The following is a 24,976-nucleotide window of genomic DNA, read 5'->3' as shown; positions in this document are numbered from 1 at the left end:
ATTATAATAATCTTAAAAAACACTGTCCGCCATTCTCTGGGAAAATGGCGGACAGAGATCAATTATACTTACCGGAATTATCTTCCGAAATCATCCTGTACTCTTACAATATCATCTTCATCCGATGGATTTGATGCATCCGTATGCTGCCAGATCTCGGCTACAACACCCCAGCCATCCAGTCCGATCAATCGGTGTCTTTCTCCCTGTTGAAGTTTTACCTGATCCTTTGGCTTGTATTCCTGCAGTTCACCTTCTTCATCGGTATTACTTCTTTTTATACCTACTGTTCCTTCAACAACCTGCCAGATTTCTGCTCTCCTGTGGTGATACTGCCAGCTCAATCTTGCCTGTGGCGCCACCAGAAGAATTTTCGGACTTAATTTTCCTCCGATCTTCAGGCTTTCCACATCTATTCCGTCAAAATATTGATTCGCAAAATCCTGTGCCTGCGCTTCATCAATCACAAAAAATCCACCCCACGGTCTTGTATCATCTTTTGCAACAAGATTAAAGCCCTGAGCTCCTAGCATCTTTTCTACTTTATCAAATATTTCTTTCTTTTCCGCACTCATAATTATCGCTATTAAAGTTTATTGTTAAAATGATTTATTCTTTTGACATCGAATAAGGAAAGTCCTTTTCCTGTGATCCTCTATCTTTATTCGGCTGATTGCTCATCTTGAAATCCAGAACTGCACCTTGAAGAAGGTCTTTGTGACTCAACCAGTTTCTGGAGTAAGGCTGATTGTTTACATTCAGGGATTTTACGTAAAGATTCTCACTGCTATTCTCCGGAGCCTTTATTTCGATATTTTTACCGTTCTCCAGATGTACGGTAACTTCTTTAAACAACGGCGCCCCTAAAACATATTGATCCGTAGCGGGTGTTACCGGATAAAATCCTAATGCAGAAAAAACATACCATGCAGAAGTTTGCCCGTTATCCTCATCCCCACAATATCCGTCCGGTGTCGCCTGATAAAGTTTATCCATTACCTGCCTTGCCCAATATTGGGTTTTATATGGTGCTCCGGCATAATTATACAGGTAGATCATATGCTGTATAGGCTGGTTACCGTGGGCATACTGCCCCATATTCATGATCTGCATTTCCCTTATTTCATGGATCACACTTCCATAGTAGCTATCATCAAAAACTGGAGGAAGAGAAAACACCTCATCCAGTTTGGCTTCGAATTTCTTTTTACCACCCATCAGCTTTGCAAGGCCATCTATATCCTGGAAGACCGACCATGTGTAATGCCAGCTGTTTCCTTCGGTAAAGGCATCTCCCCATTTAAAAGGATTAAAAGGTGACTGAAATTTTCCGTCTTTATTTTTACCTCGCATAAGACCTGTTTCAGGATCGAACATATTCTTATAGTTGTAGGCTCTTTTTTTGTAGATATCAATTTCTGACGCTGGTTTCCCTAAAGCTTTTCCTAACTGATAAATCGAAAAGTCATCGTAAGCATATTCTAAAGTACGGGCTGCATTCTCATTAATTTTCACATCATATGGAACATATCCCAGGGTATTATAATATTCCACACCTTTACGGCCGACAGCCTCAATAGGACCTTCATTATTCGCCCCGTGTTTTACGGCCTGCCATAAGGTTTCAATATCATATCCACGCAATCCTTTAATGTAAGCATCAGCAACAACGGAAGCAGAATTGTTCCCGATCATAATATCAGAATAGCCGGGACTGCTCCACTCTGGCAGAAAACCTCCTTCTTTGTAAGCATTGGCAAGGCCTTCCTGCATCTCTACGTTGATGCTTGGATATACGAGATTCAGAAATGGGTATAATGCACGAAATGTATCCCAAAAACCGGTTCCTGCAAACATTTTCCCATCCAATATTTTACTGTTGTACGGACTCCAGTGCTTCACTTTATTCTGAGCATCGATCTCATATAATTTTTGTGGGAAAAATAAGGTTCTGTATAAAGAGGAATAAAAGGTTCTCATTTGCTGATCTGTTCCTCCCTTTACTTCAATCTTTCCAAGTGTCTTGTTCCATATCTCTTTCGCATTATCTTTTACCTGCTCAAAACTGCGGCCGGCAATTTCCCTTTTAAGGTTAATTTCTGCCTGTTCGAAACTGATAAATGATGAAGCTACCTTTGCATAAACCGATTCTTTATTTTTTAACTTAAATCCAACTATGGCTCCTGTGTGATCGCTGGTAATTTCCAATTGATCATTTACCAACCGATCATCTTTCCATGTTGTCGTTACATCAAAGTCTTTATCAAACTGAACAATAAAATAGTTTTTAAAATTCTCATATTTTCCTCTGGCATACTTAGTCGTGTATCCTATGATTTTCCTTTGTTTCGGAAGAATTTTGATATAAGAACCTTTATTCAGCGCGTCAATTACAACATAAGCACTATCCGTTTTAGGGAAATCAAATTTGAAAAATGCTGCTCTTTCTGTGGGTGTAAACTCCGTAGTAACATTAATATCAGCAAGATAAACACTATAAAAATATGGTTTTGCAATTTCTGCTTTATGGCTGAACCAGCTGGCACGATCTTCTTCTTTAAACCTGAGTTTTCCGACACCCGGCATAATTGCAAATGCCCCATAATCATTCATCCATGGAGAGGGCTGATGTGTTTGTTTAAATCCTCTGATCTTATCCGCATCATATGTGTAAGCCCATCCATCACCCATTTTACCTGTTTGGGGAGTCCAGATATTCATTCCCCATGGAAGCCCTATCGCAGGATAAGTATTACCGTTAGACAATGATGGCTTAGATTGGGTTCCCATTAATGGATTTACATAATCTGCAGGAGATGGATTCTGACCAAAAACCAGCGCATTAAACAGAAGAAAAAGAGTTGAAAATAAAAACTTCATTATATCATTTTATTAGTTGATTAAGGTCTTCTTCAAAGCATAGCTTGCAGCACCTAAGATGGCAGCGTCTTCAAAAATAGCCGAAATTTTAACAGGCAAGTTAATATTATTTTTTACTAAATTCTCACTAAATCTTTCTTCAAAATAAGGATATGCTTTCGCAATGTTTCCTCCTATTACAAGGACCTCCGGCCTGTAATCCCATACATATTTGACAATAAATTCCGAGAAAGAATCTGCATACTCCTGAAATATCCTGAATTGGATGTCTTTAGGCTTATCAAGTAATTCTTTGGTTCCTGAGATTTCGCTTCCTGTTAATTCCGCATATCGTTTAACAAACCATCGAGTGGCAAGATAATCTTCAGCTAAGGAATCTTTAAAAGGAGAATTCCACAAATCCTCATCTGTTGAAGTCTCACCATTGTAGAATGTTGTTCCTAATCCTGTTCCCAGCGTTATCCCAAATACACGGTTATATTCAGTGACGCAACCTCCGAAAACTTCGCCTTCCAGAAATGCGGCAGCGTCATTTACAAAGTGGATCTGTTCATTTAATATAGAAAGCCTGCTGGCCAGTTCTTCTTTGATATTTATTTGGTAGATATCGATAAATTTTCCCTGTTGCATCAGAGAAATTCCGTTTTTATAATCAAAAGGTCCCGGCATTGCAATGCCTATAAGGAGTTCTTCCCTGTTCAGATTTACTACAGCTTTCCCGATTGCAGAAACCCAGGCGGAAAAAATATCTTCCCGTCCGCCAAATGAGTCAACATGCTCCCTGATATAAGTGGAACCTATAATTTCATGCTTTTCAGGATCTACCTGAGCCATTGTAATATGCGATCCGCCAATGTCTATACCTAATGCATTTTGCATAATTCTCTTATTTTTTAATTCCAGTAGATATATCTGATCATCTAAAAACAGACAAACAAGAAAGCAAAATCATTATTATTCAATAATTCCTAAATTCATTTTTTAAATGTTCCTGCCACTTGTCTGCCTATCTTAGATTCCAAATTTAAATTCTAACTGTATAATTTTATTAATTTTTTAAAGACTTACTCCACTATTATTTTTCCTGAAAATATAATGCGGTCATTTTTTGATTCCACTTTATAAATATATGTTCCGGACGATAAAGCTTGAGTATTGATCGTTATTTTATCTTTATCTACACTCTGTTTTTTGATCAACTTCCCTGAAAGATCATATAGGGATACTTCACTAGCAGAACGATCATTAATTACAAAATGAATATCATTTCCCTTTTTAACAGGGTTTGGATAGACATTATTTCCTTTTTCAAGAACATTGTCTTTTGTTGATAATGAAATATTGCAAGGTACATCTGTTGTCCAGTTGGCATTTGACATATTAATAAGAGTCGCAAAATGTGTATTCGAAGTCGCGTCTAAAGCTCCGTTACCACTTCCCTCATCCATTTTCCAATTAGCCTCAAGCCCTGCACTATTAGAAGCTATATTACATTTGTCATTCATAATTTCCTGAGCTGTCAATGCTTTTTTCCACACCCGGAATTCATCAAGGAAACCGTTCAATGTTCTTGAATTATCATAATTTCTTGCCAGATAAAGAATTCCATTGGCTGTAAAGTTTCCGCTGGCTGCAGCACTTGCATCAAGAGTTCCGTTAATATAAATTTTCATCGCCGTTCCGTCATAAGTGGCAGCGATATGATACCACGTGTTGGTATTCAATCCAGTATTGCTGTTCAGCTTAATCTGAGATGAGCCGAAACTTAATATAAATTGTAATTTATTGTTTGTAAGACCGGCATCCCCAAATCTCAGAATGGCAGAATTATTATCTCCTACTTCAATCCCAATTACTGAAGAAATATTAGGGAAAGCAGTTTTAAACGCATTTACTTTCACCCATCCTTCAAAAGTGAGTGCATTCCCACTTAGATTAAACTGGCCGGCATTGAGATAATGACTACTGCCGTTAAAAGAAAGAGATCTTGGTCCAGGACTTTGAACCGGCGCAAAACCACTGTTAAATGAAGCCTCTGCAGAATATGCACTTACAGTAGATGCACTGCATACTCCCTGTACTTTCCAAACGTAATTTGTATTTTCAGTTAAATTTTGCAGATTATATGTATTGGTTGTAATATTCTGAATCGTTGTCCATGTTGTAGCGGCAGCTGTTTTATACTGTAAGGTATAAGAAGTTGCACTTCCGGCATTCCATGACAGCTTTGTTGTCGTTCCCAGGAAGTTTTCCGACTTAAGGCCTGCCGGAATTTCACATCCGCTTCCGGAATTAAATCTCGGAGCAAAAAGATATGTACTCTTCAGCGTAGAAGAACAATTGGACTGAATTCTCCAATCGTAATCTGTACTTAAAGCCAGGTTGTTTACATTGATATTATTTCCGGAGTAATTGGTTGCCAAATTAATCCACGTTGTTGAATTGGCTGCCTTATAATCTATATTGTAGGTTTGAGAACCGTTTGAAGTCCAGTTTAATTTAGCTGAAGTTCCTGCAACATTGGTCACCTCAAGTCCTAATGGTGGATCACATGATGCTCCCTGTGTCCAGGTATACAGCTGGCCACTAAGTTGTGTGTTCTCGTTATAGAGAATGTTAGATCCCGTACTCAGATAGCTGGCAGCATTGGTTCCTTTAAGATCATACCACATAAAAACTCCATAGCCGTCATTCTTTGTGCTCGTTGCTAAAGTAGAAAGTGTAGAAGCAGAAGTATTCTGGATCCAGGTTGCTGCCGCAGAAATTTTAGAATTGGCAAGAGGAGGTATTGAAGGAGCATTATAAGTGCCATAATAAGCGTTCCATCCGTAATTGATATAGTTTCCGGCATTATCTCCATTATAAGCTTGCCTTGTTGTTGCCGGGCCAATGTAATACCATGTAATTAATTTATCCGGCATGGCAGCTTTCAACTCCTGTAATAACATAACAAAAGAACTGTTATTCGGCTGTCCGGTAGCGTTATTTCCATAATCTGCATATTCGTCGTCAAGATCAACTCCATCCAGGCCATAGGTATATACGGTGTGGGCTATCTGCAAAGCAAAATCACGTGCCGCTTCCCGGGTCGGAAAGTTACAGATACCCGCCCCCTGATGATTCCCCAGGATATCTAATAATACTTTGATTCCTTTTTGCTGTAGAGGCCTTACATAAGTGTCGACATCGTTTAATACTTTTGTCACATTATTATTGTTGGAAATATAAGCCCGGCTTTTGGAAACATCATAATTGATGTTGGCCGCGAAGATAATAGCAACGTCAAAAAGTTGTTTGTTACTGTTTTGCAAAGTATATGACCCTGCGTTCAGAATATTGCTGTTATTAACCTCCACATAGCATATTCCTAAAGGATTAAGCTGTGCCCGTAATAAAGATGTTGCCTGCCCTATTAATAAGACCAATGCAATAAGAATAGATTTTCCTTTCATAGTATAATTATTTCGTTTTTGACCTGGTTTATAAAATCCGGAGATATAACAATGGGTCAGAAGGCTCCTTCCGTTGACTTCTCCAGCTCCCTCGCAGATTGAAGGAATTCTTCTACATTCATTTCTTTAAAGAATAATAATCCGTGGGTTGCCCTCAGCCTCGGACTCTCGTTATCATAAAAATATGGTTTCCCTAATACCAGCTGAACCGCTTTGAGCTGTTCTACCCAGGTTTGTATTGACAGATGACTGAACTTCCCATTGTAACGGTAACTTGGAAAGGACGCATCTACCTGGCTCAGATAGCTGTTGGTAAAGCTCTCATCCATTGTGCTCATGGCATTAAGTGATACGGGGAATATATGGCTGACGTCTGCAGCATTAAACTGATACCATACATTTCTGTAACCCCAGATTTTAAGACCGGAAAGATCTTTTTCTTTGCCCCATTCTCTTACCGCTTCAGCGATAGCCTGCAAAACTTTGTAATGAGTATCAGGGCCGCTTCCTTCAGGGTCAAAAGCTAAACTTATAACTGTAGGGTTAATTTCCTTTAACTGTTGTAAAATAGGAAGAACATCCCGTTCTCTTTTTGGTTTTTCCGTAAAAATGGCTCCCGTATAAAAGCCGAGCCTCAGATGGCTTACGTTTTTTGTTCTCACCCCAAAATGTGCCCATACAAGCTCTTCCTCATATTCACGGATCATCCCTTTTAAAATCTGAATTTTCGGTTCAGGGTTTTGTCCGTCATAGCTGGAGTTAACCGTGTCTATGATCTCCCTGATCTTTTCGCGTAATCCAGACTTGCTTTTCAGATTCCAGAGCTCGACAATATTCCTTACCATTCTATGAGAAACAGCTCTCGCCCGCTCTTCTTCATTTCCGGAGGCAATATTGATCAGATAATGATATACATCTTTATCTTTTTTATTTTTATATCCGTTTTCAAAAAAATCGGGATAATTGAGCATTTCAACTTCTTCTCTTCCGATAAAAGAAAGCGTATCGCGAAGGATTTTTATTAAAAATTTATTGGTAACAGCAGTAAATCCTGAGGTAAGAACTGAATAGTGAGAAGAATTGGTCTCATTACGGGACTGATAATGAATATATGGTAATAATCCTAAAGAAATATCATCATGATGGGGTCCGGTATGATAAAAGACTTCATTGCTGAGCGGTTTTGTTCCTGTTTTTATTTTATTTTCAATGGACGCAATAACTTGCTGTACCGTAGTATTGCTTACATCCGGAATTAGTTTTGTATAATCATCCCCTTTCAGATCATCCAACGAAAGATGTTCTGCATATTTGTTCAGCTTTTGGGTCAGAGACATTACAGCTCTATCGGTCTTTTCCTGGGACCAGCTTCCAGAATGATAATAGTTATCAATATAGTCTTTCAGCATACTTGCCGCACCTTGTGTAAGATAAAACCGTCCGTTAGAAAGTTGGGAAAGGACAGAAGCCGGATATAAATTGGAAGGAGGAAGTTCCATTGCATCTTTGATCATAGGAGCCTTCGCTTCACCTGCTGCAAAAATAATAGCAACCGCATCTTTGTTATAAATAATGGTTTCAAGACCTATAGTGATCACCAGGCGCTCTTTTGAAATTTCAATTCCTCCCAGATCTCCCGCAGCAACTGCCTGCGTCTCAAAATTAGTCGAAGTCAGCCTTGTCGTAGAATAAGGATCCGAACCTTTGATATTAAAAGCAATGTGTCCGTCTGGACCAATACCCCCTAGGAAAAAACCAATCCCTCCCAATTGGCGGATTTTTTGTTCATATCCTGAACACCAGTTATCAATGAGGAAAATAGATTCTTTTTGTAATTTTTCAAGAGGGTTCAGGGCTTCACGATATCTTAGTTCAAGATTTACTTTGCTGTCCGGGAAAACTTCTTCAAAACTTTTACCTTCCGCCAAAGGGATTTCATCACAATTAATAAGTAAAGCATTTTCTTTTTTAAGCCCAAACCCTTCAATGTAATATTTGTTTACATAATGATAAAAACTATTAGCTTGTGAAGATTTTATGGGATAAAACTCATCAATTTGGACAAAATGAAGATCAGCCAGCGATGGTTTATCAGCAAATAACAACTGATGCTTTTCCCTTAGCCTTACTACATTTTCTTCCTCCCAATGATCGAGAATATACTTTGTCCAGTAAATAAAATATTCCGGAGTCTTTCCTGTTGGCAGACTGATAACTCCTTTTGGATTCTTGTGAACCCACTCCAGAAACCGAAATGCCGAAAGCATCCCAAGCTTCGGAAAGTTATCTACGACGATGTAGGGAACGTTTACCTTATTGCTTCTTGGAACATCATTCAAAAAGGTAAGTTCTACGGGGGTAAAAATTTTAGTATTTTCCATCTTTTAATTTTTTTTATTTGTGTTGAATTTGATTATTAAATTTTGAATTTATCCCAGCAGTTCCGGATTTTCATTATAGGTTTTCCATAACAATTCTCCGAATAATGTATTGGACCAGGCAAACCATTCTCTGGTAAATTTCTTATCATTATCTTTATGGAAGGACTCATGCATAAAACCTGTTCCTCCATGGGTTTTCTGTAAAGTTTCTATACACCAGCGGATCTCGCTTTTATCTTGGGTCGTAAGCGCTTTCATAATGATACTCATCGGCCAGATCATATCTAAACCAATGTGAGGCCCCCCGATTCCTTCTGCCAGCTTACCTTTGAAAAAGAAAGGATTATCTTGTGACCATACATATTTCCGGGTATTAAGATAAACAGGATCATCAGCTTTTACAGCATCCAGATAAGGCAATCCCAACAAGCTTGGACAATTGGCATCATCCATTAGGTTATAGCTACCAAAACCATTCGTTTCAAAAGCATATATTTTTCCATACTGCGGATGGTCATAGATTCCATATTTCTTTATGGCAGCATCTACCTCATCAGCAAGACTCGTTAATTGTTTAGCCAGTTCCTTTTCATTTTTGATCTGGGAAACCATTTCTGCTGCCTGGCGTAAACTTACCACAGCAAATAAATTGGAAGGTATAAGGAATGCATAAATGGTAGCATCATCACTTGGTCGGAACATGGAGCTTATAAGACCAACAGGTTTTGTAGGATATCCATACCCTCCCATTGGGATTCCATCGGTAGCCCAGGCTGTTGTCCTTTCAAACTGATAAGGTCCTAAACCTGTTTTTCTCTGCTGTTCAATAAAAGTTTTCAGAGTCAGCTTAATTCCTTGCAGCCAGTTATTATCAAAAGGTTTTGTATCTCCGGTCGTTTTCCAGAAATGATACGCAAGGCGGATTGGATAGCAGAGTGAATCTATTTCCCATTTTCTTTCGTGTATACCGGGTTTCATATCCGTATGATCGTACTCTTTCCACTTACTTATCTTTTGATCATCATTATAAAATGCATTCGCATAAGGATCCTTCAGAATAAACTGGGTCTGTTTATGGATTACTCCTGATATCAATTTGTGCAGCTTTTCATCTTTTTTTGAAAACTGCAAGTAAGGAAAAACCTGTGCAGAACTGTCACGAAGCCACATGGCATCTATATCTCCAGTGATAACATAAGTATCCGGTGTTCCGTTGTTTTCTGTATAGAAAACCGTTGTATCTAATGTATTGGGAAAGCAGTTTTCAAAAAGCCAGGTCAATTCTTTATTTTTCACTTTCTTTTTAAAGGCTGAGATAGCATTTTCTACCGCTTCACTGGTAAAATGCCTTTTATCTTTAGGAACACGGACAACAGGGAATTCTTCTACGCTTAACCCTTTTGCAAAAGCATTCTGCGCAAATAATAATCCGGCTCCTGCCAGTGCACTTGTTTTAATAAATTTTCTCCTTTCCATTGATACTTATATTTCGTTATTGTTTATTAATTCTATTTTACGGGCTTACTTCCCATCACAAATTTCAGTTCGCCCCCATTCATAATATCACTGTGATTCAATTCCCAGCTTTTAAATTCTTTACCATTCAAAAACATTTTCTGAACGTAAATATTTTTATCCGATATTTTCTCTGCGATCACAGTAAATGTTTTTCCGTTCTCCAGCTTTAAGGAAGCTTTTGGGAATTGTGGTGCTCCGATCGCATACACAGGTTTTCCCGGAGTAACGGGATAAAAACCTAAAGAAGAGAAAATATACCATGCAGACATCTGGCCGCAATCTTCATTATTTACAATCCCGTCTGGCTTTGCTGCGTACATATTGTCACGGATAAATTTGATCATTTTCTGGGTTTTGTAGGGAGCTCCTGCATAATTGTAAAGATAAGGAACATGGTGTCCCGGTTCATCTCCAAATCCAAGAGATCCGATAAATCCTGAAATATCAACATGTTGTTCCCCTTCCATTTTAAGGGTTTCTGTAAATGTTCTATCTAATTTTTCTTCAAATCCTTTTTTTCCACCATAAAGATTCATCATTTCATCGATCTGGTGAGGAGCAAAGAAATCATATGCCCAGATGTTTCCTGATACCCAGTGCGGCTGAAGCTTTTTCCAGTCGTTTAAAGGGAAATCAGCCAGAAATTGTCCGTTTTTTTGCTTAGGCCAGAAGTGATTATTTTCTTTATTGAAAGTATTAAGAAAATTCATTGAGCGTTTTTTATAAACTTCTGCATCTTCTTTTTTGCCTAATTTTTCAGCCAATTGCTGGATGCACCAATCATCATAGGCATATTCCAGGGTGGCGGATACAGAAGCTCCGTTTTCTGAAGGAGTATAACCTAATTTAATGTAATCGTTAAGACCTCCACCGCCATCGCTGCTGCTCATTTTATCCGTTAAGGAAGCATCTTTCATCGCGGCGAACGCCTTCTCATGATCAATTCCCGGTACACCTTTAGAAATAGCATCCCAAATAACCGAAACACTATGGTAGCCCAACATACAGAAATTGTCATATCCACAAAGTTCCCAGATTGGCATGTGATCCTTGCGATCTGTATACCTGCTGATCAATGAGTTTGCAAATTCTTTGGTGTGTTTCTGATCCATAATGGTAAGCAACGGATGTGTTGCTCTGAAGCCATCCCAATAAGAATATGTGCTATAATTGGTGAACCATTTGGTATTCATATTTTCCTGGGCAGCCACATAATCTCCATTGGTATCCATATAAAGATTCGGAGCAATGAAAGTATGGTAAACACCAGTATAAAATATTTTTCTCTGGTCATCGGTTCCGCCTGTGATCTGGAATCTGTTGATCAGGTCTCTCCATGTTTTTTGGGCAGTTTCTTTAGCTTGAGCAAAATCAACATTCTTTGCTTCTGCATCAAAATTTTCCTGTGCTCCTTCCGTACTTACCGGGGATAAAGAGACTTTTACTTCAATGCTTTCATTTTCCTGTGTAGAAAATCTTACAAAAGCCTTTGCATCTTTAGCCAGCGCAAACCTTTCATTTTCTGTTATTTTACCTTCAGAATAGGTTCCGTATGATTTAAATGGTTTTGAAAACTCCATTACAAAATAAGCAAATCTTTTACCACCCCAGCCATTACTATAGCAATAACCGGAAATCTTATTGTTTCCCTGGATTCTTACCAGTGTATGATAAATATTTCCGAAGATTTTGTTGGTAGGATCTATGATTACATTAGCCTCTTCGCTTTTTGGAAATGTATATTTATGAAACCCTACCCGTGGAGAAGCCGTCAGTTCAGCTTTTATTCCATAGCTGTCAAGCATTACAGAATAATACCCTGGAGCAGCAGTTTCTCTTTCATGACTGAATTTGGAACGGTATCCGCTATCAGGATTTTCTTCTGATCCCGGAACCATTTTTACTTTTCCGGTAGTTGGCATCACTAAGATATCTCCGAGATCGGCCCAGCCTGTTCCACTAAGGTGATTATGACTGAACCCCATAATCGTTTTACTGCTGTAATGATACCCTGAACACCAGTCCCAGTCACCACTTTTGGTATTCTGATCCGGACTCAGCTGTATCATCCCGAAAGGTGTTGTAGCTCCCGGAAACGTATGCCCGTGCCCTCCGGTTCCGATAAACGGATCTACCCATGAAAGCACATCGTCTCTACGTTGGGCGTTAACAGATTGAACAAACAGGACAACAAAAAAATAAATAAACAGTTCCTTTTTCATAACGGAGAGATCTTGAACATTTTTAAGACTACACAAAAAAATGAAAATTTTATTTTAAAAGCGAGAAAATGACGCTTTTCCTTATGGTTTTAATCTTATCTAATTTAAAGAGAATTTTTTTTCATGAAATCAATGATTTCTGAAATATATCCGAATGCAATGGAAACCACCGTATCAGCAGCTCCATAATATACCGTAACTTTGTCTCCTTCTGATAATGCCGCACAAGGAAAAATCACATTCGGAACATCTCCCGTAAGCTCATATAGCTCTGCGGGAGCCAATAGATAAGGTTTTGTTCTGTACAATACTTTTGAAGGATTTTCAAGGTCAAGCAATGCTGATCCCATGGAATAGCGAAAACCATTACATGTATTGATCACCCCGTGATAAAATAGCAACCATCCTTCTTCTGTTCTTATCGGAACCGGGCCGCCTCCGATCTTGGTACATTGCCAAGCACTCTCTTCAAATGGAGCTACTTTCATTACGCAACGATGCTCTCCCCAATATTTCATATCAGGACTATAGCTGATATAGATATCCCCGAAAGGCGTATGTCCGTTATCACTGGGACGGCTCAACATCGCATATTTTCCATCAATCTTTTCAGGGAAAAGAACTCCATTTCTGTTAAAAGGCAAAAAGGCATTTTCACACTGGAAAAATTCTTTAAAATCAAAGGTATACCCAATTCCGATCGTAGGTCCGTTATATCCGTTACACCATGTGATCCAGTAACGATCTTCTATAAAAGTGACACGCGGATCATATTTATAATCAGATTCGATCATTTCTGTATTTCCTGCTTTCATTTCAATTGGATCGTGGTTGATATCCCAATTGATGCCATCCTTACTGAAACCAGCAAAAATATTCATTTGTACAGATTTGTTATCACATCTGAAAACACCGGCAAATCCATCTTCAAAAGGGACTACCGCGCTATTGAATATACTGTTCGATGTTGGTATTGCATATCTGTTGATAATTGGATTTTCAGAGAAACGCCACATTATATCGTGACGATCTGCCGGACGATCCTGCCAAGGGATCATTGCTGATTGAGATGTCATAAAGTATTTTTTACTTTTATTTAAAATTATTTAATAATAGAATTATTGTTCTTTTTGTTTTTCCGGATAAGGAAACGGTGCAACTAAAGTGACCAAAAATGCCGGAATCGTAGCGATCAAAACCCATACGAAAAACATTTTGTATCCTATCCAGTCACTGATCATTCCACTGAACATGCCGGGAATCATAACTCCAAGATTCATGATCCCTGTTGCAAATGCATAATGGGCCGTTTTATGTTTACCAGGTGCAATCTGCTGCATCATATACAACATAAGTCCAACGAAACCGAACCCGTAACCAAAGTATTCCACAACCACAGCAACACTTACAGGAAGCAATGTATCCGGCTGATAGTGAGCCAATAAAGCATACACAACAAATGGAATATTAAATGCGCAGCATAACCAGATCAATGATCTTTTAAGGCCCCGGGCTGAAATAAAGTATCCAGCCAGCACCGACCCTAAAATAAATGCTGCAGAACCATAGGTTCCGTAAATAAGCCCTATATCAGAAGTAGATAACCCCAAGCCTCCGGAGGTTCTTGGTGCTTTGAAAAATAAGGGCGCAATTTTGATAGCAAATCCCTCTGCAAAACGATATAAAATAATAAATAATACCGACCAGAGTATATTTCGTTTTTTGAAAAAAGAAGTGATGACTTCCAGAAGTTCCTGTCGGACATTGCCGGCCGTTTTTCCGTTCTTTTGCTTTTCAAGCTTGTTTTCGTTGGGTAAAACAGAATAATGATAGACGGCAAGAATAAAAAATAGCAGGGCGTATACTCCCATAATGATCATCCAGGCATGCGTAACGCCTTTGGTTTTTTCCAAAACGCCTGCAAAATAAACGAGGACTCCACTGCTGATAATTTTGGCCAGATTATAAAATGCACCTTGCCATCCTATATATTTTGCCTGTTCTTTATTGGTAAGAAAATTAATATAAGTTCCGTCCGCTGCGATATCATGTGTTGCTCCGCAAAAGGCGACTACAGCAAAGAGGGCAATGCTGTACTTAAAAAAATCTGGCATAGGCAGACTTAACGCAATTAGCGCAAAAAGAATTCCTATGGCAAACTGGGTAAAAACTACAAAGAACTTTTTTGTCTTATAAATTTCAAGGAAAGGGCTCCACAATGGTTTTAATGTCCATGAAAATAAAATGAGAGCTGTCCAGAAAGCAATCTTTGAGTCCGAAACACCCATATCCTTATACATAATTCCGGAAACAGCATTAATGGTTACAAAAGGTACTCCCATTGCAAAATATAATGACGAGATCCAGAATATCGGTTGTATAGAACGGGTTCCGGAAGTGTTTTTTACCATATTAAATTATAGATGTAAAAAAGAGGACATCTCAAAAGTTTCACGCCGGCATAAACGAAACATTGTGAGAAATAAAAATACTGTACATTTTTACACCGGAATGAAAAGCATGAATCCATGCTTTTCATTTGAGACGGCCTCTGTGCTATTTTAATTATTGAGTTACAATTATGGCTTCTTATCCCACCAAAGTTTTGTTCCTCCAGTGTCTGCTCCTCCTAAATATTGTAATGCCTGAGGATAGTTGAATAAAGAATTCTTGGTATCTACCGTGAAAGGAATTCTGCGAATCATCGCATCTGTACTGATTAACCCTCCACTATCATTTTGTCTTACTTTGAAAAGGATCGGATAATCGGTTCTTCTTTGTTCTGCCCAGGCTTCAGGTCCGTTCGGATAAAGGGCAAGCCATTTTTGAGTAATGATTCTTTCCAATTTCCTTTCATTAGAATCTGCATTGTTCCATGCAATGGTAATGGTACTCAGCTCAGGATGTCCTACCCCAATATTATTCGCCGCATTTTTCGGATCAACATAGGGAGCTTCTGTAGCTGTTGTATTGGCGAGATAGGTAGCAACACTTGCACTTTTTCCCCACTCTCCAAATGATTGTTGAATACCTGTCTCGTAATCTGCCTGGATTGCTCCTGCTCCAGCATACCCTCTCAATGCAGCCTCCGCTTTAAGGAACCATGTTTCAGCTGCGGTAAACAGTTTCATTTTACCATCTGTTGCAGAAAAATAATCTCCGGCTGCTGATTTTGCCTGTGGCTGAGAAAAACCACCATACGTAGATTTTCCGTTCAATAAATCGATACCTTGTCGTATTCCTATGTATTTACCATTGATCTGTGGATTGCTGTCTGTTGCCGGAATAGCATAGGCAGGAAGCCTTGGATCGTTATATCCGTTCATATAAGCCATTAATGGCGCCCCTATAAGACAGTCTCCCCACGAATAAATGATAAAACTCAATTCCGATTGACCCACACTGATCAAAGCATTATCTTCATTGTCAGTGATCAATCCTGCTGGTGACGCAAGTGCTTCTTCAGCATATTGTTTTGATTTTGCAGGATCTGCATAACTCATACGCATTGCTAACCTCAACTTCAATGAGTTGGCCAGCTTAGCCCATTTACCCATATTTCCCTGGTATACTAAGTCTGCCTTTTTTAATGCTGATTTATCTTCTACATTTTTTGTTGCCGGGCTATTCTGTATGGCTTGAAGGTCATTTATTGCAGAAGTAAGATCAATAATAAATTGATTATACGCGCTTTGCTGAGAATCAAAATCTGTAGTTCCATTAGCATTTGGTGTGTCGTATTTACTATACACAACCGGGCCATGGTTATCGGAAACCCTTGCAGCTGTAACAACTCTTAGTATTTTTTTCACAGCGAGTGTTCCCGTAAAATCTATTCCTGCATATATATTTTTAGCAGCATTATCCATGTTGATAGCATAGTTAAAAATGTCCTGCTGTCTGGCAATAATCCTATTGTTCCATCCATCCATCATATAATAGGTCATATTATTCTTACCTCCATTAAACTGTGATGCTGTACTGAACATACCGCTAAACATATCTGCACTTAGATTGGGATAGAGCTGATAATCTGACTGCAGTCCTCTCTGCATAGATACCAACGGGTCTACCACTAGTTTAAAATCGGCATAAAAATTTTCAGGGCCTCCTAACTTTTCCTGATTATATTGATCAAGTTCACTGGTACATCCGGAAGCAGAAGCTAATACTATTGCACCTAGTACCCATGTTTTTATATTAATGATTTTCATTTTAGTATTGTAAAATTAGAAGTTAGCTTTTAATGATAATCCTATAGATCTTGTGATTGGCAAACCAAATGAATCTACTCCTACTCCACCCGGTGTATTTCCTGATACCTGCTCAGGATCAAACGGCGCTTTTTTATAGAAGAAAAACAGGTTAGTCCCTACCAGACTTAATGTTGCACTTTTCATATATTTTGAATTCACGTCAAAGGTATATGAGATCGATGCCTGACGTAAACGCACCGTGGTAGCACTATACATATAGGCTTCGTCAATCCCTGTATTATTTTCAATTCCTCCCACAGCTTTATAATAAGCTTTTGCATCAGTTTTGCCATTATAAGCCTGTCCTGCATTAGGCGTTCCCGGTGCATACACAGAATTTGGGATAGATACCCCACCAGCATCACGAGCATCCGCAGAAGCTTTGCTTACACCATATACATCATTTGCTTTTTCAGTAAGTGATAGTACCTGTCCTCCGAATTTTCCATCAACAAGGAAGGAAATACCTAACTTACCAATATTAAAACTATTATTGAAACCTAAAATAAATTTAGGATTCGGATTCCCTAAGTATCCAAGGCTCCCTGTAGTCGCCAATGGAATACCATCTTTATCCACCAAAATACGTCCCTGCGCATCTCTTTGGTATTTAATTCCATAAATATCACCAAACGATCCACCTAATTTCATTTTTGTATAATTTCCACCACCTGTTAATGAAAACAGTTGATCTTGCGGAATATTCAGGCTTGAAGGAAACAATTCAACGATCTTGTTTCTGTTCACGGACCCATTCAATGTTGTGGTCCAGTCAAATTTTCCTGTATTGAAAACCTTATAAGACAATGAAGATTCAAAACCTGTATTTTGTATTTTTCCAGCATTAATGTAATATGAACCGGTAGGAATACCCCCTAAATTGGAAGAAATCAGTGTTTCTAGTAATTGATTCGTCGCATTAGAGTCGTAATACGTGAAATCAAAATTAAGTCTGTTTCTTAGTAATCTTAATTCAGTACCCGCCTCAAATGTTTTATTCAATTCAGGTTTTGGAAACAAATCCTTATAACGTGGATCTGTAACAAAAGAACTCTTAGGATATACAATTGTTCCCGCATCTACCCCAAAAGAATAACCTTTGTTATATTCTAACATTGCATTCGATATATTTGGCGGTAACCCAAGCCCAACTGTCGCATAAGAAGCTCTTATTTTCCAGAAATTAATAACCTCAGGAAGCTTAAAGACTGAGGATAATATGGCATTGGCTCCTATGGACTCGTAATCAAATCCTTTTCTGCCCGTTAAGGCCAGAGTAGAATCCCAGTCATTTCTAAATGTCATATCAACATATAACATATTTTTGTACCCAACGGAAGCGCTGGCAAAAACAGATTGCACTTGTTTTTTGAGATTGTAATAAATATAATGATATCCATCACCAGGTGCTCTGTTTCCTGGCCACAAAAGGTTATTTAATGAAAATAAGTTGGGGGTTACCAAATAGGAATTATCGATTTGAGTAACTTTATTTCTCGAGGTATTAATACTTCCTCCTACTGTAAAGTCTAAAGAAAAATCCTCACTCAACTTAGGACTACCCACCAACAAAACATCTCCATAAGTAGAAGAATTTTCATATGTATTTCTAAGAAGCCTTCCATTAGTACCATTGGCTAACAAAGCAGGATCTGAATACGCTGAAATTCCTCTTTGGCTATCTGAAATACTCCAACTATAGTTCCCTCGAACTCTTGCTGTTAACCATGGGTTGATCTGGTAAGATAAAGCAACGGCACTGTAGGTATTTTTGTTATTTACTGTAACCTTATCCCTGTTCAATATCCAATATGGATTCTGTGTAGCCGGATTTCCTTTAAAGGATCCGTCAGGTTTTACCTCCCACCAGTTTTGTGCCGGCAGTAATCTGTTTTTATCAATATAAGAATAGTTATCTGGGCCATATTGATCAAAATCTACTCCTCTTGGTAGCCAATACAAACTCGTTAAAGGAGAGAAAGATACCCCTGGAGATTGTCTGTTTATACTATTCTGTAAAGAGCCTATAAAGTTAGCATCTAATGTTAGTTTATCATCGAGAAATTTACTCGAGTTTCTGAAAGAAACATTATATTGATCAAAATAGGAAAGGGGAACGACTCCTTTATTAGTTGTATTTCCTATCGAAAAATAATTGGTTGATTTCTCATTTCCAGATTGAAAAGAAAGGCTATTCACCCATGTTGTTCCATTTTGTAGAAAATCTTTTAAATAATCCTTTGAAGACCCTTTTGCTCCCCAACTCTGCACAGAAGCCCCCGGAGCATCACCTGATACAGACGGATCATAAGACAAATAACTGTGCTGTAACTTAGGAAGACTATATGCTCTTTCTACACTGAAACTAGAGCTATAACTGATCGAGCTTCTACCTACTTTCCCTTTTTTTGTCGTAATAAGTATTGCTCCATTACCTCCCGCAGAACCATATAGAGCTGAAGCTGAAGCTCCTTTAAGGAAGTTGATGCTTTCAATATCATCCGGATTGATGGAGCTTAATACATCTCCTGCATCCGGCATGCTCGAGTACTGGCTGATTTCAGGAGCTTTCCCTGCATCATTGATAATAGGAATTCCATCAATTACATACAATGGCTGACTATTAGAAACAGATTTGTTTCCCCTCATTACTACTCTTACGGAACTCCCTACACCATTGGTTCTATTGATCTGCACATTGGAAACTTTCCCATTGATTGAGTTTAAAAGGTTGGGAGTCTTTACCGCCGTCAGTTCATCTCCTCCAATCTGTTGGCTGGAGTAAGTTAAAGAACGGGCTTGTTTTTTGATCCCCAAAGACGTCACAACAACCTCTTCGATGTCGGCTGTTTTAGTTGAATCGGCAGGCTTTTTTACTTGTGCATATCCAAACACAGAAAAAGCTAATAAAACCGGTACGGCAGTTTTTCTCATAGGTAGATTAAATAGTGTTTAATTTAGAATCAATACTTTACAGCTTGTTTTTATTTATAAAGCAAGCCCACTTTATTTTGCTTAACATTTATGTATCATAAATAGTAAACAATTAAAGTTTCGTTAAAATTTAATTCATATTGACAAATCTAATTTTTGTGCACAATCAGATATAATACTATTTTGTCATAAAACGATATTATTTTTTCTACACTTTTCTTCTTAGCCTTTTTTTGACCTGAAATACAATACATTACAACATTTTAGAGAATTTATAAAATCATGTTTTTTTCCTATTTTTTATAGCCAAAATGTGATATATGCATAATTTTTTTCGTGATTTCTGTCATTTTATGACCATAAAAAGAAAATCCAAACCCCAAAATCCGGGCCCGGGAATATAAAATGCTCTTAAAATAAAAATATCATTCTATTTTCTTTACTCCCTTGAACTGTTCTCTGAATTCTGTAGGTGTTGTTTTTTTGAGCGATTTAAAGACCTTATTAAAATTGGCAATATTATTGAAACCTGCTTCAAATGCAATTTCAGATATGGTAAGATTCTTTTCCATCAGCCACCGTGCGGCATAACTGATCCTGATCTCATTAAGGTAATTCACAAAAGTTTTGCCCGTCCTTTTTTTAATGAACCTGTTGAACGTAACATTGCTCATATTGACCAGAGAAGCAGCGCCTTCAAGAGTAAGTTTATTTTCAAAATTCTTATGCACAAAATCATGGATGATCTTCATTTTATCACTATCCACAAATGTTTCCAGCTCAATACTGTAAGAGGATAATAATGTTTTGTTTTCAGCTGTTGCCAGTTCATTCAGGATTTTCATGATCTCAATAAAAGATTCAAAACTATTCATCTTCGAAAGATTAAGAAAAGACTCTTTCAGCTTTTCAGCCGTCTCCTTCGAAAACAGGATGCCTCTTATAGACTCTTTGATAAGATTGCTGATCGGTTTGAGAATATTCTTCTGCATCAGGGATTGGTTGAAAAAATCCTGATTAAATTGTACTACAATTTCATATGTTTTTTTGTTCTTACATCGGTAATTTGCCCAACAGTGAGGAAGATTAGGGCCAACCAGCACCAATTCAATATCTCCGATCTCTCCGGTATGGTCCCCTACCATCCGACGGTATCCCTTCCCTTTGTAGATAAAGTTAATTTCAATTTCCGGGTGGTAATGATACGGGAAATCAAATGAGGTTTTTATCCGGTCAAATACAAGAAAACTGTCCTCGGGAGATAACGGAGTTATTTCTCTCAAAATATTTTCTAATCCGCTCATGTGTTTACAATAGTTAAATTACTGAATTATGGGCATTTATAATATAAATGTAAGATAAGGAACCTTACATCCGGTTGTTTTTATAATTTGATTGACTAAAGTACACTTATTTTAGTAAAAGATAATGACTGACACTTCTTAACTTGTTTTGATCCATCTCTAATAAGAAAAATAAAGCCGGATCCAACAATTAGAAGCGGCCATATCACTAAGTAAACTAATTATTACCTCATCTTTTCACATTTACTGGTTTAATTGATTGATGCTGGTAATCATTTCACTATAAATTTTATAGTCCTGTTTTTTATCAAAATTGAATCCATAAGCACCATATCCTCCTGCCTTAGCTTGATATTTCGTAGAATTGTAATACTTTTTTAACCTCAAAGGTCCCTGGCTATCATTACTATAAGAATAAGAAGATTCAAAGTCAGCAGAAATCAACAGGATATTTTTCTTTGGAAAACCGGCTTGTATGTAACCATCAATTTTATTATCAGTGGATGCTTCACTTCCCCAATAATCCTGGATATAAATAAGATCGATCTTTGAAAGGGTCGCACTAGACACCCCTAATTCTGATAACCCTACATTCGTATCAATGATGAGTAGCTTTCCTGAGTTTGATCCCGGTCCAAAATATTTAGCAAAGGCCTTAATATAAAGTTCCCAATCTCCGGCATTAAAACCGGCATCCGTATAGCCTGGCTCCAGATCCAGATCAACCCCATCAATCCCCCATTTCGTCAAAGAATCTGAGACCTTTTTTGCGTAAGCATCATAATCTTCAGGCGTGTTTTTAAATTTTACGGTTTTCCGTTCATCCTTATAATTTTCGAAGATTTCATTTGCGAACTGGGTCTGAATAACAACAGTTCCTCTTTTCTTAAGGAATTGTACATCACTGATGATCTCTGTTAATGTTTTTGCATCCTCTCCTGTGGCTCCGGGAATCCTATCTCCTCTCTTTAAATTACTTAAGCCCAAAAAACGATGAAAAAGGTTGACAATATCCACACCATCCGGAATATCCCTCAAGTTGTAGTAATCAGGTATCACTCCTCCTCTCGTCAATCCATTAAAATATCCTGTTACCTTAAATTTTTTACTGTTGATAATTTCAATCGGAGTTTTTTCCTTTGGAATTGTTCCTTCATTATCATCCTGGCAGGATATGAAACCGAAGCACATAAAAATTAAAATCATATGTACGTAAGCAAGCCCCTTTTGTTTTCTCATCTTAATATTTTTTGCGGTTTTTTCTATATAAACATGTCAGATCTCTTTTTCTTAAATATCATTCATTATAAACAACAGATAATTAAATTTTATTTAAGATTTAATTCATATTAACAAATCTAAATTTTGAAGAGTGACCGGGATAATACTATTTTATCATTAAGCAATACTATTTTACAACCATAAAAACCTCTATAAAACAACAGGTTACAAATCCCGATCATATCACAGTTTTTTTACTGACAAAGAGAGGCAAAAGTGATTTTTATTGTAATCAAAGATCTGTTTCAGGGATTTAATACATCTGCACCCAGCTTTTTTGTATCTTTATTCTTAAAGTATACCAATGCTGCGACAAAGTTTTATTTTTGAAGACTCTTATAAAAAATTTGGATTCGATGTTTTTTCTGAAGAAAATCTTGGCATTTTAAAGGAAAGTAAATTGACTTCCGAGATCAAAATCTTCTTTATTCCTCCGGGATATGAATTGAGTGTGGATTTTAACCATTACAAAACTACAGTTCCTACCCTGTTTTTTTTAACCAATCAATATTTGGATATAAAGAAGGGAAATGCTGATGAATCCATATTATTACATTACAACAGAGATTTCTACTGTATTCAGATTCATGATAAGGAAGTGGCCTGTGACGGGATCCTTTTCCATAATATATTTGAAATTCCAAAGGTAGAGCTGAATCCAGAGGAGGCTGTAATTATCAGAAATTTGCTAAAAAATATAAAGGATGAACTTGAATGGAAGCAATCCTCTAACGAAGAAATGATAAGGACCTATTTGAAACAGATCATCATTCATTCTACCAGAAAGTGGAAAAAACAAAACCTGGAAACGGAAAGGGTAAGCATCCCGAATAATGATCTCGATGTATTCAGGGATTTCAGCAGAAACCTTGAAATTCATTTCAGACAAAAACACAATGTGGCCGACTATGCCGAGTTATTGCATATTGCGCCGAAAACATTGACCCACAAGTTTAAAAACCTAAACCTGGAATCTCCCAATCAACTCATTATCAACAGAATTTTGCTGGAGGCAAAAAGACTATTGTTCTATACGGATAAACCGGTAAAAGAAATAGCTTATGATCTTGGCTATGAGGACCCCGCGTACTTTAACAGATTATTCACCAATAAGGTAGGCAGCACACCGGCTCATTTTAAGAAAAATTACTCTTCGGGAAAAAAGTACAATACTTAAGCCTTTTTATCTATTGAAACCAACCTTGATGTGACATACCTTTGTCATATCAAAAAACAAATTAAATATTAACTAAAAAACAAAACATTATGAAACGTAACGCAACAGCCGTTTGGAATGGCAACATCAAAGAAGGAAACGGACACCTAACAACTCAAAGCACCACATTAAATGAAACTCAGTATTCTTTCAACAGCAGATTTGCCGATGGTGTAGGAACAAATCCTGAGGAATTATTGGCGGCTGCCCATGCAGGATGCTTTACCATGAAATTAAGCGCAGAATTATCACAGGCCGGATTTACCCCTGAGGAACTTAAAACAACCTCTGTTATTACTCTTGATCCAAGTATTGGAAAAATTACTAAATCTGAATTGACTTTAACCGCAAAAGTTCCAGGACTTTCAGAAGAAGACTTTCAAAAATATGCTAAAATCGCTGAACAAGGATGCCCGGTAAGTGCCGCTTTCAATTTTGAAATTACACTCAACGCGACTTTAGCATAATCAATCTACTATTATAACCAATTACCAACCTTAAAAACCAAAAATTATGTCACACAATGTTCAACCCGCAGAAAATGATCCCCATATTTTAAAAGATATCCGCGTTTTTCTTAAGGATCTCAACAGTGGAGGCGGAAAACCAATTGAAGAAATGTCTCCTGAAGATGCAAGACAGGTTCTTGTAGGAGCACAAGCCTCTGTAAACTTTGATTATTCAGATATTGAAGAATTTGAAAAAAAGATTACCCAGGACGGAATTTCATTAAATATTCATATTGTAAAACCCAAAGGAGCAAACGATAACCTTCCTGTATTTATGTTTTTCCATGGAGGGGGATGGGTATTAGGAGATTTCCCTACTCATAAAAGATTAGTAAGAGATTTGGTTGTAAAAAGTGGGGCCGTCGCTGTATTCCCTGATTACACTCCATCTCCGGAAGCTCAGTATCCAACTGCTGTTAATCAGGCCTATGCAGCTACAAAATGGGTTTCCGAAAATGGCAAAGAAATCGGAGTGGATGGCTCTAAGCTGGCTGTTGCAGGAAACAGCGTAGGTGGAAATATGGCTGCTGTAGTTGCTCTGATGGCAAAGGATAAAAATGGTCCGGAACTTCAATACCAGGTTTTATTGTGGCCGGTTACTGACTCAGATTTTACAAGAGAATCTTATGAAAAGTATGCGCAGGAAAGATTCTTAACAACTCCGTTAATGAAATGGATGTGGGACAATTATACTGCAGATCTTGAAAAAAGAAAAGAAAAATATGCTTCTCCAAATAAGGCATCTCTTGAAGAGTTAAAAGGATTACCTCCTGCATTGATCCAGATAGCTGAGAATGATATTCTTCATGACGAAGGGGTAGCGTATGGAAGAAAGCTTGATGAAGCCGGTGTTCCTACTACACTTGCAGTGTATAAAGGTTTTATCCATGATTATGGATTATTAAATCCTATAGCTCATATTCCGGCAATTCAGGAATCTCTTGCCCAGGCAGCTTCCACAATAAAAGAAGCTCTCTTTAAATAAAATATCTTAAGTCTGGACTAATATTCAAGTTCAGACTT

At 37.7% G+C, this 24,976-nt stretch carries 16 protein-coding genes; 3 read left to right on the top strand and 13 right to left on the bottom strand.

The window, feature by feature from the left end:
- Window positions 1-77: 77 nt before the first annotated feature.
- The 13 genes from PFY10_14575 to PFY10_14515 form a co-directional block, all read right to left on the bottom strand.
- Window positions 78-575, bottom strand: a complete 498-nt coding sequence (locus tag PFY10_14575) for a phosphoheptose isomerase (GenBank protein WBV55453.1) — start codon at window positions 573-575, stop codon at window positions 78-80.
- A gap of 34 nt (window positions 576-609) precedes the next feature.
- Entirely contained in the window at window positions 610-2,880 is a 2,271-nt protein-coding gene (locus PFY10_14570; protein WBV55452.1) for a GH92 family glycosyl hydrolase, read from the bottom strand.
- Between the two features lie 12 nt (window positions 2,881-2,892).
- Window positions 2,893-3,759: an ROK family protein gene (locus tag PFY10_14565; protein WBV55451.1), complete on the bottom strand. Its 867-nt coding sequence runs from the start codon at window positions 3,757-3,759 to the stop codon at window positions 2,893-2,895.
- A 185-nt stretch (window positions 3,760-3,944) separates the two neighbouring features.
- On the bottom strand, window positions 3,945-6,332 hold the full coding sequence (locus tag PFY10_14560) for a T9SS type A sorting domain-containing protein (GenBank protein ID WBV55450.1): 2,388 nt from the start codon (window positions 6,330-6,332) through the stop codon (window positions 3,945-3,947).
- A gap of 56 nt (window positions 6,333-6,388) precedes the next feature.
- Entirely contained in the window at window positions 6,389-8,713 is a 2,325-nt protein-coding gene (locus PFY10_14555; protein WBV55449.1) for a glucosamine-6-phosphate isomerase, read from the bottom strand.
- Between the two features lie 48 nt (window positions 8,714-8,761).
- Window positions 8,762-10,189, bottom strand: a complete 1,428-nt coding sequence (locus PFY10_14550) for a glycoside hydrolase family 125 protein (GenBank protein WBV55448.1) — start codon at window positions 10,187-10,189, stop codon at window positions 8,762-8,764.
- 32 nt (window positions 10,190-10,221) lie between these two features.
- Window positions 10,222-12,453, bottom strand: coding sequence for a GH92 family glycosyl hydrolase (locus PFY10_14545; protein ID WBV55447.1), 2,232 nt, complete (start codon window positions 12,451-12,453; stop codon window positions 10,222-10,224).
- A 104-nt stretch (window positions 12,454-12,557) separates the two neighbouring features.
- Entirely contained in the window at window positions 12,558-13,529 is a 972-nt protein-coding gene (locus PFY10_14540) for a glycoside hydrolase family 130 protein (GenBank protein ID WBV55446.1), read from the bottom strand.
- 42 nt (window positions 13,530-13,571) lie between these two features.
- Window positions 13,572-14,864 (bottom strand): MFS transporter, encoded by a 1,293-nt coding sequence (locus PFY10_14535; protein ID WBV55445.1) that lies wholly within the window; start codon window positions 14,862-14,864, stop codon window positions 13,572-13,574.
- A gap of 168 nt (window positions 14,865-15,032) precedes the next feature.
- Window positions 15,033-16,667 (bottom strand): SusD/RagB family nutrient-binding outer membrane lipoprotein, encoded by a 1,635-nt coding sequence (locus PFY10_14530; protein WBV55444.1) that lies wholly within the window; start codon window positions 16,665-16,667, stop codon window positions 15,033-15,035.
- A gap of 15 nt (window positions 16,668-16,682) precedes the next feature.
- On the bottom strand, window positions 16,683-19,643 hold the full coding sequence (locus PFY10_14525; GenBank protein ID WBV55443.1) for a SusC/RagA family TonB-linked outer membrane protein: 2,961 nt from the start codon (window positions 19,641-19,643) through the stop codon (window positions 16,683-16,685).
- A 425-nt stretch (window positions 19,644-20,068) separates the two neighbouring features.
- Window positions 20,069-20,947 carry an AraC family transcriptional regulator gene (locus PFY10_14520; protein ID WBV55442.1) on the bottom strand — a complete coding sequence of 293 codons (879 nt, stop codon included), beginning with the start codon at window positions 20,945-20,947 and terminating at the stop codon, window positions 20,069-20,071.
- A 243-nt stretch (window positions 20,948-21,190) separates the two neighbouring features.
- Entirely contained in the window at window positions 21,191-22,186 is a 996-nt protein-coding gene (locus PFY10_14515) for a glycosyl hydrolase family 18 protein (protein WBV55441.1), read from the bottom strand.
- Between the two features lie 346 nt (window positions 22,187-22,532).
- On the opposite strand from PFY10_14515, the gene PFY10_14510 reads away from it, so the two are divergent.
- The 3 genes from PFY10_14510 (at window position 22,533) to PFY10_14500 (ending at window position 24,938) form a co-directional block, all read left to right on the top strand.
- A complete protein-coding gene (locus PFY10_14510; GenBank protein ID WBV55440.1) occupies window positions 22,533-23,405 on the top strand; it encodes an AraC family transcriptional regulator in 873 nt (290 codons plus the stop codon).
- 89 nt (window positions 23,406-23,494) lie between these two features.
- Window positions 23,495-23,911, top strand: coding sequence for an OsmC family protein (locus tag PFY10_14505; GenBank protein ID WBV55439.1), 417 nt, complete (start codon window positions 23,495-23,497; stop codon window positions 23,909-23,911).
- Between the two features lie 46 nt (window positions 23,912-23,957).
- Entirely contained in the window at window positions 23,958-24,938 is a 981-nt protein-coding gene (locus PFY10_14500) for an alpha/beta hydrolase (GenBank protein ID WBV55438.1), read from the top strand.
- Window positions 24,939-24,976: the final 38 nt, after the last annotated feature.

Origin of the sequence: Chryseobacterium daecheongense (assembly GCA_027920525.1) — a bacterium.
GTDB classification, from domain to species: Bacteria; Bacteroidota; Bacteroidia; order Flavobacteriales; family Weeksellaceae; genus Chryseobacterium; species Chryseobacterium proteolyticum.
This window is presented reverse-complemented; position numbering and strand designations above follow the sequence as displayed.